At 74.2% G+C, this 13,868-nt stretch carries 15 protein-coding genes; 3 read left to right on the forward strand and 12 right to left on the reverse strand.

Annotated features, from left to right (window positions below):
- Positions 1–135 precede the first annotated feature (135 nt).
- From mutM to rsmD, 8 genes are all read right to left on the reverse strand, one after another.
- On the reverse strand, positions 136–993 hold the full coding sequence (gene mutM, locus KBX43_RS05145) for a bifunctional DNA-formamidopyrimidine glycosylase/DNA-(apurinic or apyrimidinic site) lyase (protein WP_064447028.1): 858 nt from the start codon (positions 991–993) through the stop codon (positions 136–138).
- Positions 986–1,774 (reverse strand): ribonuclease III, encoded by a 789-nt coding sequence (gene rnc / locus KBX43_RS05150; RefSeq protein WP_166455542.1) that lies wholly within the window; start codon positions 1,772–1,774, stop codon positions 986–988. Before rnc ends, mutM begins: the two co-directional genes overlap by 8 nt.
- Positions 1,771–2,730, reverse strand: coding sequence for a phosphate acyltransferase PlsX (locus KBX43_RS05155; RefSeq protein WP_176722757.1), 960 nt, complete (start codon positions 2,728–2,730; stop codon positions 1,771–1,773). Before KBX43_RS05155 ends, rnc begins: the two co-directional genes overlap by 4 nt.
- Before the next feature lie 132 nt (positions 2,731–2,862).
- Positions 2,863–3,036 carry a 50S ribosomal protein L32 gene (gene rpmF, locus KBX43_RS05160; RefSeq protein ID WP_030500827.1) on the reverse strand — a complete coding sequence of 58 codons (174 nt, stop codon included), beginning with the start codon at positions 3,034–3,036 and terminating at the stop codon, positions 2,863–2,865.
- A 5-nt stretch (positions 3,037–3,041) separates the two neighbouring features.
- On the reverse strand, positions 3,042–3,605 hold the full coding sequence (locus KBX43_RS05165) for a DUF177 domain-containing protein (protein ID WP_043325942.1): 564 nt from the start codon (positions 3,603–3,605) through the stop codon (positions 3,042–3,044).
- A gap of 123 nt (positions 3,606–3,728) precedes the next feature.
- Entirely contained in the window at positions 3,729–4,226 is a 498-nt protein-coding gene (locus KBX43_RS05170) for a hypothetical protein (RefSeq protein ID WP_043325943.1), read from the reverse strand.
- A 141-nt stretch (positions 4,227–4,367) separates the two neighbouring features.
- Complete coding sequence (gene coaD / locus KBX43_RS05175; RefSeq protein WP_043325944.1) at positions 4,368–4,844, reverse strand: pantetheine-phosphate adenylyltransferase; 477 nt, start codon at positions 4,842–4,844, stop codon at positions 4,368–4,370.
- The gene (rsmD, locus tag KBX43_RS05180; RefSeq protein WP_069087646.1) at positions 4,841–5,404 is read right to left on the reverse strand and encodes a 16S rRNA (guanine(966)-N(2))-methyltransferase RsmD; all 564 of its coding nucleotides are present in this window, start codon (positions 5,402–5,404) and stop codon (positions 4,841–4,843) included. Before rsmD ends, coaD begins: the two co-directional genes overlap by 4 nt.
- Positions 5,405–5,653: 249 nt before the next feature.
- Here rsmD and KBX43_RS05185 point away from each other — a divergent pair, with 249 nt between their 5' ends.
- Positions 5,654–6,610 (forward strand): cell wall anchor protein, encoded by a 957-nt coding sequence (locus KBX43_RS05185; protein ID WP_210883508.1) that lies wholly within the window; start codon positions 5,654–5,656, stop codon positions 6,608–6,610.
- 83 nt (positions 6,611–6,693) lie between these two features.
- Here KBX43_RS05185 and KBX43_RS05190 read toward each other — a convergent pair whose 3' ends face one another.
- The 3 genes from KBX43_RS05190 to KBX43_RS05200 are packed head-to-tail and all read right to left on the reverse strand — an operon-like array spanning position 6,694 to position 11,501.
- Positions 6,694–7,629 (reverse strand): serine hydrolase, encoded by a 936-nt coding sequence (locus KBX43_RS05190; RefSeq protein ID WP_210883510.1) that lies wholly within the window; start codon positions 7,627–7,629, stop codon positions 6,694–6,696.
- Between the two features lie 60 nt (positions 7,630–7,689).
- On the reverse strand, positions 7,690–9,891 hold the full coding sequence (gene recG / locus KBX43_RS05195) for an ATP-dependent DNA helicase RecG (protein ID WP_210883518.1): 2,202 nt from the start codon (positions 9,889–9,891) through the stop codon (positions 7,690–7,692).
- Positions 9,888–11,501, reverse strand: coding sequence for a DAK2 domain-containing protein (locus KBX43_RS05200; RefSeq protein ID WP_166455546.1), 1,614 nt, complete (start codon positions 11,499–11,501; stop codon positions 9,888–9,890). Before KBX43_RS05200 ends, recG begins: the two co-directional genes overlap by 4 nt.
- A 210-nt stretch (positions 11,502–11,711) precedes the next feature.
- Here KBX43_RS05200 and rpmB point away from each other — a divergent pair, with 210 nt between their 5' ends.
- Both rpmB and KBX43_RS05210 read left to right on the forward strand, forming a co-directional pair.
- The gene (gene rpmB / locus KBX43_RS05205) at positions 11,712–11,903 is read left to right on the forward strand and encodes a 50S ribosomal protein L28 (protein WP_011905179.1); all 192 of its coding nucleotides are present in this window, start codon (positions 11,712–11,714) and stop codon (positions 11,901–11,903) included.
- A 184-nt stretch (positions 11,904–12,087) separates the two neighbouring features.
- On the forward strand, positions 12,088–13,344 hold the full coding sequence (locus tag KBX43_RS05210) for an ATP-grasp domain-containing protein (RefSeq protein WP_210883520.1): 1,257 nt from the start codon (positions 12,088–12,090) through the stop codon (positions 13,342–13,344).
- Here the strand turns inward: KBX43_RS05210 and KBX43_RS05215 are convergent.
- Entirely contained in the window at positions 13,341–13,808 is a 468-nt protein-coding gene (locus KBX43_RS05215) for a GNAT family N-acetyltransferase (protein ID WP_064447021.1), read from the reverse strand. The two genes, KBX43_RS05210 and KBX43_RS05215, sit on opposite strands and share 4 nt — an antisense overlap.
- Positions 13,809–13,868 lie beyond the last annotated feature (60 nt).

Below are 13,868 nucleotides of genomic sequence, written 5' to 3' on the forward strand. Positions count from 1 at the left end.
TCCGGCGGGCGCGGTCCGCGCGGCCGGAACCGGCCGCACGGACCGGGCGGAAAAGGGCATCTCCGGGTACGCTCCGGCGCGTCTCCGGGGACCGTCGGGCGATGCACACCGGCGCAACCCCGAATCGGCTCGGGGTCAACCCCGGAGGGTGCCCCGGGGCCGCGGCTGGCATCGCGGGCAGCTGTAGGAGGACCGGTTCATGAACGCCTCCCGCCGGATCGGCGCGCCGCAGCGCGGGCAGGGTTCGCCCTCCCGGCCGTACGCGTTCAGCGACCTGTCGAAGTAGCCGCTCTCGCCGTTGACGTTCACGTACAGCTCGTCGAAGCTGGTGCCGCCCTGCTTGATCGCCTCGGCGAGCACGTCCCGGACGTGCCCGAGCAGCCGCAGCGCGGCCGGGCGGGTGAGCGCGTCGGCCGGGCGGGCGCCGTGCAGCTTCGCCCGCCACAGTGCCTCGTCGGCGTAGATGTTGCCCACCCCGGAGATCAGCGTCTGGTCGAGCAGCGCGCGTTTGATCTCCGTACGCTTGCGGCGCAGCGCCGCCACGAACGCCTCGTCGGAGAACTCCGGGTCCATCGGGTCGCGGGCGATGTGTGCGATCTCGGCCGGCAGCTCCGCCCCGCCTTCGGAGACGGACAGCCCGCCGAACGTGCGCTGGTCGACGAAGCGCAGCTCCGGCCCGTCGTCGGCGAACCGGAACCGGACCCGCAGGTGCAGCTCGTCGGCCGCGCCGACCGGCTGCAACAGCAACTGGCCGGACATCCCGAGGTGGCCGATCACCGCGTCACCGCTGTCCAGCGGCAGCCAGAGGTACTTGCCGCGGCGGCGTACGCCGGTGATCGTCCGCCCGGCGAGCACGTCGGCGAAGTGCGCGCCGCCCGGCGCGTGCCGGCGTACGGCCCGGGGGTGGCGCACCTCGACGGCGGCGATCCGCCGGCCGATCACCCACTGGGCCAGTCCCACCCGGACGGTCTCGACCTCGGGCAGCTCAGGCACGGCCGGCGCCCGCCTCGACGTCCGCCGTCTCGTCCTGCCCCGCCGTCTCGTCCCCCGCCGCCTCGGCCTCGGCCCGCTCGGTGATCATCCGCCAGGCCGACTCGGCGGCGCGCTGCTCGGCCTCCTTCTTGCTGCGCCCCTCCGCGCCGCCGTAGCGGTTGCCGGCGACCACCACCCAGGCGGTGAACGTCTTCAGGTGGTCCGGTCCGGTGCCCTCGATCCGGTACTCCGGCACGCCGAGCCCCAGCGCCGCGGTCAGCTCCTGGAGGCTGGTCTTCCAGTCCAGCGCCGCGCCCCGGCCCGCCGACTCGGCCATCAGCGGGTCGAAGAGCCGGTGGATCACGATGGCCGCGGTGTCCAGGCCGTACTGGAGGTAGATCGCGCCCAGCAGCGCCTCCAGCGTGTCGGCCAGGATGCTCGCCTTGTCCCGCCCGCCGGTGGCCTCCTCGCCCTTGCCCAGCAGCAGGTACGCGCCCAGCCCGTCCGGGCCCAGGCCACGCGCCACGTCGGCGAGCGCCCGCATGTTGACGACGCTGGCGCGCAGCTTCGCCAGCTGGCCCTCGGGCAGGTCGGGGTGGTTGTGGAACAGCGCAGTGGTGATCACCACGCCGAGCACCGAGTCGCCCAGGAACTCCAGCCGCTCGTTCGTGGGCAGGCCGCCGTTCTCGTACGCGAACGAGCGGTGGGTCAGCGCGCGTTCCAGCAGTTCCGGGTCGAGCGACACTCCGAAGGCCGCCTCCAGGTGGCCGACGGGAGCACGCCGCCGCTTGTCGTTGGTCATGGTGCTACCTCGGTGTCGTGTCGGTCAGGTGCGGGTTCGTGCGCAACGTCGGCGAGCAGGGCGCGGACCGTTCCGGCGGCGTCGCGGCGCCACAGGTGAGCGGCCAGGGCGATGCCCGAGGCGACGTCCTCGGAGCCGGCCGCGCCGTGGCACACGACCACGGTGCCGCCCACCCCCAGCAGGGCGGCGGCGCGGGGCGCGCCGCCGCCGGGCGGAGGGCCACCGGCCATCGCGTACGCGCCCTCGATGGCCTTCAGCAGGACGTTGCCGGTGAAGCCGTCGGTCACCACCACGTCGGCGCGGGCGCCGAGGGAGATGTCGTACCCCTCGACCAGGCCGACGTAGCGCGCGTCACAGGGCAGCGCCAGGGCGGCGATCGCGGGATCGGTGTGGCGGCGCAGCCGGTCGCCCTTGCCGGTCTCGTGCCCGACGGAGAGCAACCCGACGCGGGGCGCGGTGACGGAGTGCGCCACTGCCGCGTAGGCGGCGCCCAGGACGGCGTGCCGGGTCAGCGTGGCGGGGCCGGGTTCGAGCGTGCCGCCCACGTCCAGCAGCACCACGGGCCCCTCGACGGCGGGCAGCGTGGCGACGAGCGCGGGGCGGCGTATCCCGGTCCAGCGGCCGAGGCCGAGCGCGGCGGCGGTGACTGTGGCGCCGGTCGAGCCGGCGGAGACCACGGCGTCGGCGAGGCCGTCGCGGACGGCCTGCACGGCCGTGCGTACCGTGCTCTCGCCGCGGGCGGCGGTGGGATGGTCGGCCATGCCGACGGCGGTCCGCACCGGGCGGACCGTGACCCGGGCTCGCTGCGCCGGGTCGAGCGCACCGATCAGCTCGCCGGCCACCTCGATCGGGCCGACGAGCATCAGGTGCAGGGCGGGATCAGTGCGTACCGCTCGCAGAGCGCCGTCAACCACGACGGCGGGAGCATCGTCCCCGCCGAGGAGGTCGACGGCGATCCGCGCGGTGCCCGGCTCCGCCGGCCCGCCGGCCGGGGGCCGGTCGGCGGTGGAGGGAGCCGGGGCACCGGGCGTGAGCCTTGGTGCGCGCGTCACCCGACCGGTGGTCGGGGACGTCACTCGGCGTCCGCGTCAGACCTCGAGGACCTGACGGCCGTTGTAGGTGCCGCAGACGGAGCAGGCGGCGTGCGGCAGCTTGGCCGACTTGCACTGCGGGCAGGCCACGGTCGCCACCGCCGAGGCCTTCCAGTTCGCCCGGCGGGCGCGGGTGTTGCTGCGCGACATCTTGCGCTTGGGGACGGCCACGGTTCTTACTCCTCTGTACGGGTCAGTTGCGTCAGGCTCGCCCAACGCGGGTCGACCTGCTGATGGCTGTGATCGGCCGGCAGATCGTCCCAGTGCACCCCGCAGTCGGGGCACAGGCCTGGGCAGTCCTCCCGGCAGAGCGGGTTCGTCGGCAGCGCCAGCACCACCGCGTCCCGCAACGCCGGCTCCAGGTCGATCAGATCGCCCTGCATCCGGCCCACCTCGTCCTCATCGGTCGTGTCGTCCGTGGTGCTGTTCTCGTACGCGTACAGCTCCTGGATCGTCACGGCCAACGATTCGTCGATCTCGCGCAGGCATCGGCCGCACTCGCCCTTGACGGGACCGGTGACGGTCCCGGAGACGAGCACGCCCTCGGACACCGACTCCAACCTCAGGTCGAGGTCGAGGTCCGCGCCCTCCGGCACACTGATCAACTCCACGCCGAGGTCCGCCGGTGCCGGCACGACCCGCTTGTGCGTACGCAACGCGCCAGGTCGGCGCGGCAGTTCCCTCGTGTCGAGGACCAGCGGCGACCTGGGGTCGAGTGTGCTTGGCGAGTGTTTGGGCATAGTCAGACTCCGGCCGATGAGAGGCCGACAAAGAAGGTTACCTGCCTGGCGGCGGACCGTCGAACCGGGGGCGGACCTCCGGCTCGGCGGCAGCCGGCTGTCGGCGACCGGCCCGCGCGCCGCTCAGAAGGGTAGCGGGCGGTCCGGCTCGTCCCCGGCGAAGGTGCCGATCTCGCGCAGCGCGTGCATCTTGTCCCGGCCGCGCTCTATCGAGGCGAGCGCCCGGGTGAGGAACTGCTCGAAGTTCGCCAGCGCGGTGTCGACGTAGTCGTCCACCTCCTCGCGGAGGCGCTGCGCCTCGGCCCGCGCCTCGGCGATGATCCGCGCGCCCTCGTGCTCGGCCGAGACGGTGATCTCGTTGACCGAGACCAGCCGGGCGTGTTCCGCCTCACCCTCGCTGATGATCCGGTCGGCCTCGCGCTTGCCGGCCTCCATGATCTTGTCCCGTTCCTCCAGCAGCGCGGCGGCCCGGCGCAGGTCGGCGGGAAGCTCCGCGCGCAACTCGTCGAGCGCGGCGATCATCTCGCCCCGGTCGACCATGCAGTTGTTGCGCGACATCGGGACGGAGCGGGCCTGCTCCACCATGGCGATCAGTTCGTCGATGCGATCGAGCGGGTCCACCGGTACCTCACTCCTGTCTTCGTCGGCCGCCCTCCATGATGCGGCCTGCGCCCGGCTTCGGCGCTGCACACATCATGTCGCGCCCGAGCCACCCACGCCCCACCCGCCCCACCCGGCGCGTCGCCCACCCCCGGCGGAGGGTCAGGGGCGGAGGCGGGTGGCCAGCTGCTCCCGGACCAGGTCGGGGACGTGGGCGGAGACGTCGCCGCCCCACTTCGCCACGTCCTTGATCAGGCTGGACGAGATGAACGAGTAGAGCGGGTTGGTCGGCATGAACAGCGTCTCCACGCCGGCCAGGCCGATGTTCATCTGGGCCATCTGCAGCTCGTAGTCGAAGTCGCTCACCGCCCGCAGGCCCTTGATCAGCACACTCGCCTGCTGCGCCCGGCAGAAGTCGACGAGCAGACCGCGGAACGACTCGACCCGGACGTTGTCGTACGAGGCGGTGACCTCGTGGAGCATGTCGATCCGCTCCTCGACCGTGAACAGGCCCTGCTTCGACTGGTTGACCAGCACCCCGACGATCACCTCGTCGAACAGCCGGCTCGCCCGGCCGATGATGTCGAGGTGACCGTTGGTGACCGGGTCGAACGAGCCCGGGCAGACCGCACGTCTCATGATCGGCGACCGTACCAAAGAGTGGTCTCGCCGTAACGTCTGCTGCGCTCCGGAGTGACACCTTCCACCCACGTGACCGATCCGGAACGACTGGACCGCTCGACGATCACCAGGGCGTCCGGGGCGAGCCAGCCGCCGTCGACCAGCGCCGTCAGCATCGCGGTGATCTCGGCGTCCGGCACCGCGTACGGCGGATCGGCGAAGACCACGTCGTACGGGCCGTCGGCCGGACCGGCGGCCAGCACGGTGGCGACCTTGCCGGTGACCAGACGCGCGGCGGGAGCGGCCCGGAGCGCGGCGATGTTCTCCCGGATCACCCGGGCGGCACGCGCGTCGGACTCGACGAGCAGCACGTGCGCGGCGCCCCGGGACAGCGCCTCCAGGCCGACCGCGCCGGAACCGGCGTACAGGTCGGCGAAACGTGCCCCGTCCAGGTCGACGTGCGAGTGCACGGCGCTGAACAGCGCCTCCCGGACCCGGTCGGAGGTGGGCCGGGTGCCGGCGCCGGGCGGCGCGGCGATCCGCCGCCCGCCGAGCGTGCCGGCCACGATCCGGGTCACCGTCGCTCCCTGCGCATGCCCCGACGCTACGCGACCCGCGCGCCGGGGTGGATCGAGCACCCGAGGTGACGCCGGGTGACTCGACGTACATCAATGATCTCGGATTCATAACGGACCCTTTACGACCCGTCGATCTCGGTAACGCCCGCACTGTCGATCTCGCTAGGGTCTGGCCCGATTGCCGGACGGACGCGTGGCTCCGGCCCCTCCGCCCGGTCTCTCCCATCCTCCCCCTCGTCAGGAGCAGGCGTGAATCGTCTCCACCTCCGGCGTGCCGCCGCCCTCACCGCCGGCACGCTGCTCGGCCTCGCGGGCGTCGCCACCGTCGCCGGCCCGGCCGCCGCCCACCACCCCGAGCCGTCCGGCAGCTACTGCGCCACCCCGAACGGCGCGGTCACCGTCACCTGGTCCGTGACCAGCAGTGAGACCGACATCTCCGGCCGCATCACCAAGCTCGTGTCCACAGTGCCCGGCCCGGTCAGCGGGGACCTGGCGGTCGGCGCCGAGCTGAAGCCGGCCGGCAAGGGCACGCTCACCGGCACCCAGACCCACACGTTCGCCGGCGCGATTCCGGAGCTGAAGCTGACCGTCGGGGCGCACTGGGACCGGGGCCGCAAGTCGCACGAGGGCGAGCGGACCGTGACGGCCCGCCCGGCCCGCGACTGCGTGACGCCGAGCCCGTCGCCGTCGCCCAGCACGCCGCCGAGTCCCACGCCCACGCCGAGCACGCCGGCCTCGCCGACCCCGACGCCGTCGGCGTCCCTCCCGCCGAGCCCGTCCACCCCGCCGTCGCCGTCCACCCCGCCGTCGCCGTCCGCCCCGCCGGCGGAGCCGATCTTCAAGCTGGACCAGGACTGCGACTCGATGACGTTCGTCGTGGAGAACCCGGCCCAGGGCGCGCCGTTCACCGCCACGCTGACCACCGAGAAGGGCGTCACCAGGACGCTCGCGTCCGAGCCCGGCAAGACCAGCTCGGTCGAGTTCGACGCCTACCCGGGTCTCAAGGTCACGGTGAAGTACGACGTGGTCGAGGACGCCGAGACCATCCCGTACACCCAGCCGGACGACTGCTCCGGACAGGGTGGCGGCCTGCCCGTCACCGGCCCGGCCGCCGGCGCCATCGTCGGCGGCGCCGCGCTGCTGCTCACCGCCGGCGCGGTGCTGTTCGTGGTGGCCCGTCGCCGCCGGATCCGCTTCACCGCCTGATCCGCACCCGAGGGCGCGTCGACCACCCGGTCGGCGCGCCCTCGCCGTGCCTGCCGCGGGTCCGGCACAGGGCGCGCGGGCGGTCAGACCGCGTCGAGCACCGACGTGACCGCGACCGGGTCGACCTCGGCCTGGTTGGTCAGCAGGACGAGCCGCTCGTCGGAGTCGGGCAGCCAGGCGGCGAACGCCTTGTAGCCACCGTTGTCCCCGGAGTGGTGCAGCGCCCGCCGGCCGGCCAGCGGGCCGACGAAGAACCCGTAGCCGTACGCCTCGTCGGGCCGTCCGGTGGGCGCGTGCGGCGCGGTCATCGCCGCCACCGAGGCCCTGGCGAGCAGCCGCCCCCGGCGCGGTACGTCGAGCCAGGTGAGCAGGTCCGCCCCGGTGCACCAGACGTCACCCGCGCCCATGCTCACCGTCGCGAGGTCCCAGGACGGCACCGCCCGGCCGCCCTCGTGCCCGGTCGCCACGTCCGGCCGCCCCTCGCCGGAACCGGCGAAGCTGCCGGTCATGCCCAGCGGCGCGAACGCCTCCCCGGCGAGGAACTCGGCGTACGGCCGGTCGGCCACCTGCTCGACGGTCCGGGCCAGCAGCACGTAGCCGGGACTGCTGTAGTGCCACCCGGCGCCGGGCGGGAACAGTGGCGGCAGCGCGGCGAACCGGTCGAGCAGCTCGTCCGGTTCGGCCGGCCCGTGCAGGTCGATCGCCGGGTAGTCCTCCCAGTGCCCGAGCCCCGAGGTATGGGTGAGCAGGTGGTGCAGCGTGATGCCGGACCACTGCGGCGGCGGCGTGCCGGGCAGCCGGCGCACGACCGGGTCGGACAGGCTCACCGCGCCCCGCTCGGCGAGCAGCAGCACCGCCACTGCCGCCATCTGCTTGCTGATCGAGGCGATCTGGAATCGCGTCGCCGGGGTGCAGCGCCAGCCGGACGTCTCGTCTGCGACCCCGGCGACCCGGTCCACCAGGAGCTCGTCACCTCGGGCCAGAAGCAGCACGCCGCGTTCGGGTGATGGTGTCGACATCTGCGCGAGCCTAGGCACGCCACGGGCGTGCCGCTGCCCCGCGACCGCACCGGCCCGCCGTCAGCCCTTCTCCAGGTATTCGGCGCGTTCCTCGTCGACGAGCGCGGCCACCGAGGCCGCGAGCGCCGGGTGCCGGGTCAGGTCCGGGTCCTCCTCGACCAGTTCGATCGCCTCGGCCCGCGCGTCGCGGATCAGCTCGGCGTCGCGTCTGAGCGACAGCAGCCGCAGGTGCGAGCGCCGGCCGGACTGGGTCGCGCCGAGCACGTCGCCCTCGCGGCGCTGTTCCAGGTCGAGTTCGGCCAGCTTGAACCCGTCGGTGGTGGAGGCGACCGCGTCCAGCCGTTCCCGCGCCGACGAGCCCTCGACCGCCTCGGTGACCAGCAGGCACAGACCGGCGGCCGAGCCCCGGCCGACCCGGCCGCGCAACTGGTGCAGCTGGGAGACGCCGAAGCGGTCGGCGTCCAGCACGATCATCACCGTCGCGTTCGGCACGTTCACGCCGACCTCGACCACTGTGGTCGCGACCAGCACGTCCAGCTCGCCGTCGGCGAACGCGCGCATCACCGCGTCCTTCTCGTCGGCGGGCAGCCGCCCGTGCAGCACCCCGATCCGCAGCCCGTGCAGGGGCCCCTCGGCCAGCAGCGGGGCCACCTCGGTCACCGCCAGCGGCGGGCGGCGGCCGTTGTCGTCCTCCCGCGGCGCCTCCTCGTCCGACACCGGACCCTCACCGATGCGCGGGCACACCACGTACGCCTGGTGGCCCTTCGCGACCTCCTCGCGCAGCCGGCGCCAGGCCCGGTCGAGGAACGCGGGCTTCTCGGCGGCCGGTACGACGTGCGAGGCGATCGGCGAGCGACCCTGCGGAAGCTGGGACAGCGTGGAGGTCTCCAGATCGCCGTAGACGGTCATGGCCACCGTGCGCGGAATCGGGGTGGCCGTCATCACCAGCACGTGCGGCGGCTGGTCGGCCTTGGCGCGCAGCGCGTCGCGCTGCTCCACGCCGAAGCGGTGCTGCTCGTCCACCACCACCAGGCCCAGGTCGTGGAAGTCGACGCCTTCGTAGAGCAGCGCGTGCGTGCCGAGCACGATGCCGGCCCGCCCCTCGGCCACCTCGGCCAGCGCCCGGCGCCGGGCCGCCGCGCCGAGCGAGCCGGTGATCAACTCCACCCGGGTGGCGTCCTCGGCGGCGCCCAGCTCACCGGCCCGGCCGAGCGGGCCGAGCAGGTCGAGGATGCCCCGGTGGTGCTGGGCGGCGAGCACCTCGGTCGGCGCGAGCAGCGCGGCCTGCCCACCGGCGTCGACGACCTGGAGCATGGCGCGCAGCGCCACCACGGTCTTGCCGGAGCCCACCTCGCCCTGCAGCAGCCGGTGCATCGGGTGCGCGGCGGCCAGGTCGGCGGCGATCTCCCGCCCGACGACCTGCTGGCCGGAGGTCAGCTCGTACGGCAGCCGGGCGTCGAACGCGTCGAGCAGGCCGCCCGCCTTCGCCGGCCGGGCCCGCGCCGGCCACGCCGCGGCCCGGTGCTTGCGCTGCACCAGCGTGAGCTGCACGGCGAACGCCTCGTCCCACTTGAGCCGCCGACGCGCCCGGTAGAGCGCCTCCTTGCTGGTCGGACGGTGGATCTCGCGCAGCGCGGTGCCGATGTCGGCCAGGTTGCGGGTGGCCCGCACGGTGGCCGGCAGCGGGTCGTCCGGCGGGGTGAACGTGTCCAGCACGACGCGCACGCAGCGGGCGATCACCCAGGTCGGTACCGCCGCCGCGGCCGGGTAGACCGGGATCAGGGCACCGGCGAACTCCTCGACCTCCTCGTTCGCCGCCGCCTCGCCCTCGCCGCCCTCGCCCAGCAGGACGTACTCCGGGCCGTTGAGCTGCCGCTTGCCCCGGAACTCGGTCACCTTGCCGGCGAACAACCCCCACCGGCCGGGCCGCAGCTCCCGCTCCCGCCACGCCTGGTTGCCGAAGAACGTGCAGGTGAGCACGCCGCCGGAGCCGTCGCCGACGGTGACCTCCAGCAGGTTGCCGCGCCGCTGGCGCATCGGGCGCACGGCGGTGCGCTGCACCTGGGCGAGCACTGTGACCTGCTCCCCCACGTCGAGCGAGCGGATGTCGGTGTGCTCGCCGCGCTCGTCGTACCGGCGCGGGAAGTGGTAGATCAGGTCGCCCGCGGTGTGCAGGTCGAGATGCCCGGCCAACGCCTTCGCGGTGCGCTCGCCGACCAGCTTCTTCAGCGGCGTGTCCACAGTGGCCGCCTCGCTCGTCATTCGACCCCCACCAGGAGCGGATAGTGCGGCTGCCCGCCCTCGTACGCCTGCACCTCGACGAACGGCCAGGCCCGCTCGACATGCTCACGGACCCGGTCGGCCAGCCCGGCCGGCGCATCCGCGCCGCACAGCAGCGTGACCAGCTCACCGCCACCGCCGAGCATCCGGTCCACCACCGCGATGCAGGTGTCGGTCAGATCCTGCCCGATCAGGTGCACCTCGCCCTCGACCAGCGCCAGCACGTCACCCGCGCGGGCCGGGCCGGCGACGGTGAGCGCCTCCCGGGCGGCGTGGCACACCTCGGCGTACCGGCAGGCGCCGGCCGCCTCGGCCATCGCGATCACGTCGTCCTCGAAGCGCCGCTTCGGATCGCGTACTGCGAGCGCCGCGAGCGCCTGCACCGGGGAACGGGTGGGCACCACGCTCACCTTGACGCCGAGGCCGTACGCCTCCTTCGCGGCCGCGCTCGCCACCGACTGCGTGTTCGGGTCGTTCGGCAGCACCACCACCCGGGCGGCGCCGGTGGCCCGGATCGCGTTCAGCAGCTCACCGGTGGACGGGTTGGCCGGCACCACCACGGCGCCCTCGGCGGCGAACAGCTCGGCGATGCCCGCGCCGGTGGCCACCACCACGGCGGCCCGGCCGTCCGGGCGCGCCACCTGCAGCGCGGGCGCCGGGGCGGTCTGGTCGGCGAAGCGGGTCACGCCGATGCGGTGCGGCCGGCCGGCGACCACGCCCGCCTCGATCGCCGCCCCGACGTCGTTGACGTGCACGTGCACGTTCCAGGTGCCGGCGCCGTCGCCGACGATCGCCAGCGAGTCGCCGAGCACTGCCAGCTCGGCGCGCAGCCGGGCCACCGCCTCGTCGTCCGCGTCGAGCAGGTACTGCACCTCGTAGGCGTACACGTCGGAGCCGCTCTCCCGCACGGCGGTGGCCGGCGGACGGCGGGTGGGCGGCGCGGGCGCCGCCTGCGCCGGGCTCTCCCCCGTGACCACCTCGACCAGCGCATCAAGCAGCAGACACAGGCCGCGCCCACCGGCGTCGACCACGCCCGCGCGGGCCAGCTCCGGCAACTGCTCGGGGGTACGCGCCAGCGCGTGCGCCGCCGCCTCGGCCGCGGCCCGGGCCACTGTGCGCAGGTCGTCGCTGTCCGCGAGACGGGCCGCGTGGGCCGCCGCGGCGACCACGCTGAGCAGCGTGCCCTCGACCGGCCGGGCGACCGCGGCGTAGGCGGCTGTGGTGGCGTCGGCCAGCGCGTCGGCGAGTTGCCGCCCGCCCACTGCGGGAGCGGCGGCGAGCGTGTCGGCGAGGCCGCGCAGGATCTGCGAGACGATCACCCCGGAGTTGCCGCGCGCCCCGAGCAGCGCGCCCCGGGCCATCAGCCGCAGCGCGTGCCCGTGCGGGGTGTGCCCGTCGTCGGGGAGGGTGCCGAGGTCCATGGCCAGGGCCTGCTGGGCCGAGGTCAGCGTGAGGACCAGGTTGGTGCCGGTGTCGCCGTCGGGCACCGGGTAGACGTTCAGCTCGTCGATCTCGCCCTGGTGCCGCCGGAGGGCGGCCAGCCCGCTCGCGCACCAGCGGCGCACCGCTGCGGCGTCGAGGGTCTCCAGCACGTCGGGAAGCCTACTGGCGCGCACCGACACGCGCCGGGGTCGTCCGCCGCGTGTCCGCCCCGCCCGCCGGCCCGGCCGGGTCGCCGGTACGCTGGGTGGGCTCGCGAAAGGGCCGGTTGGGCGTACCGACTGTCATCGGGTAACCTGACCAGGTTGCCCGGGCAGCGCCTGGCGGCGACCTCATGAACGTTTCAATCCCAGGAGTATCCCGTGGCTAGCGTGTGCGACGTCTGTGGCAAGGGGCCGGGCTTCGGCCACAACGTGTCCCACTCGCACCGGCGGACCAACCGCCGCTGGAACCCGAACATCCAGTCGGTGCGCACCCCGGCCGGTGGCGGCAACACCAAGAAGTTGAAGGTCTGCACCTCGTGCATCAAGGCCGGCAAGGTCACCCGCGCCTGACGCGGTAGCGCCACCGAACATCGTCGGTCGCCGGCGGATCCCTCGGGATCCGCCGGCTTCTGTCGTATCCACCGACCCGCGCCGCACACCTGACCGACCGTACGGCGACCGGCTGGTACGGGCCGGTTAGGGTGCTGCTGCGCCGGCCGTCCGGTTCCGGCGCGAGCCGTGGGGAGGGTGACCGGTGGACCTCGATCTGGGTCGCGAGCAACTGGTGGTGGTGGGCGCGTCGTTCGGCTCACTGAGCTGGTTCGACCAGCAACTGCCGGCCGGCACCGTGGTACTGGTCGAGGAGCCGGACGTGATCGCCCGCCGCGACCTGGCCCGGTTCGCCGAGCGGCTGCCGATGATCGGGCGACTGGTCGAGGCCGAGTACCAGACCGGCTTCGACGCCGACGCCCTGCTCGCCCGCGAGCCCGCCCTGGCCGACGCCCGGCTGGTCCTGCCCGGCCTGGAGTACGCGGTCGGCGCCGCCGCCCGGCTCGCCGAGCGGCTCGGGTTGCCCGGCGCCGGGGCGGAGGCCGCTGACATCTTCTCCGACAAGCACCGGATGCGGCTGCTCGCCGACCGGATCGGACTGGCCAACCCCGTCTACGAGCTGGTCGACGACCCGGCGCGGGCGGTAAAGTTCGCGCGGGCGCACGGCGGCCGGTGCGTGCTCAAGCCCACCCGCCGTTCCGGCAGCCTGGGCGTGCAGCTGATCACCGACCCGGCCGAGGTGCCCGCCCGCTGGGCGGCGAGCGCCGCGCCGCCGGACCCGGCCGAGGCCACCGAGCGCGGCCTGCCCACCGGCGTGCTGGTGGAGGAACTGCTGGTCGGCTCCGAGCACAGTGTCGAGCTGCTGGTCGCCGACAGCGAGGTGATCTTCGCTAACGTCACCGACAAGCGGATCGCCGGCGGCCGGTACCCGGTCGAGACCGGCCACACCGTGCCGTCCGCGCTGCCCGCCACCGAGCACGACGCGCTGCGCGCCGCCGCGGTACGCCTCGCCGAGGCGGCCGGCTTCCGCAGCGGCATGCTGCACAGCGAGTGGATCCTCGTCGACGGCGTGCCGACGCTGGTGGAGTGCGCGGCCCGGATGCCCGGCGACATGATCACCGCGCTGATCTCGATCGCCTACGAGCGCGACGTCATCGAGGCGTACCTGCGGGTGCTGCGCGGCGAACGGCCGGCGTTGCCGGCGCGGCCGACCGGCGCGGCGGCCATCGAGTTCCTGATCGCGCCGCCCGGACAGGTCACCGCCGTCGACGGCAAGCGCGACGCGCTGCGCGTGCCGGGCGTGCTCGACGTGCAGGTCGAGACGAAGGTCGGTCAGACCGTGCCGGAACTGCTCTCCTCGGCGCACCGCAGCGGGCACCTGATGGCCTGGGGCGCGACCCCGGACGAGGCGGCCAGTGCCGCACGCCGCGCCGCGAACGAGATCCGCATCACCGTCGGCTAGAGCGTGCGGCCGTAGGACAGGCAGCCCGGGGCGTCCTTGTAGTAGCCGAAGTTCGGGATCCGCTCGTAGCCGGACGAGGTGTACATGGCGATCGCCTCGGGCTGCTTGTCGCCGCACTCCAGCACGATCCGTTTGCGGCCGTGGTCACGGGCGGAGCGCTCGACCGCGCCGAGCACCGCACGGGCCACGCCCCGGCCCCGGGCCGCCGGGTCGGTGTACATCCGCTTCAACTCGGCCGTGTCGCCGTCCGCGCCGTGGCTGCGCCAGCCGCCGCAGCCCACCGGACGCCCGTCGAGGTAGGCGACGAGGAACGCGCCGTCCGGCGGGGTGAACTCGGCCGCGTCGACAGGGGTGTCGTCGCCGCTGCCGCCGTAACGGGCGCCGAGGTCGGCCAGCGCCGCCCGGATCAGCGCCTGCGACTCGGGCGCGTCGAAGCGCCGCTCCCGGATCTCGATCTCGCTCACCGTGCCAGGTTACGACCGCCTCCGACCCCCGCCCGGCCCGGCGGCCGGGGGTCGGACGCA

This window comes from Micromonospora sp. C41, from assembly GCF_018070485.1.
Classification (GTDB): Bacteria; Actinomycetota; Actinomycetes; order Mycobacteriales; family Micromonosporaceae; genus Micromonospora; species Micromonospora chalcea.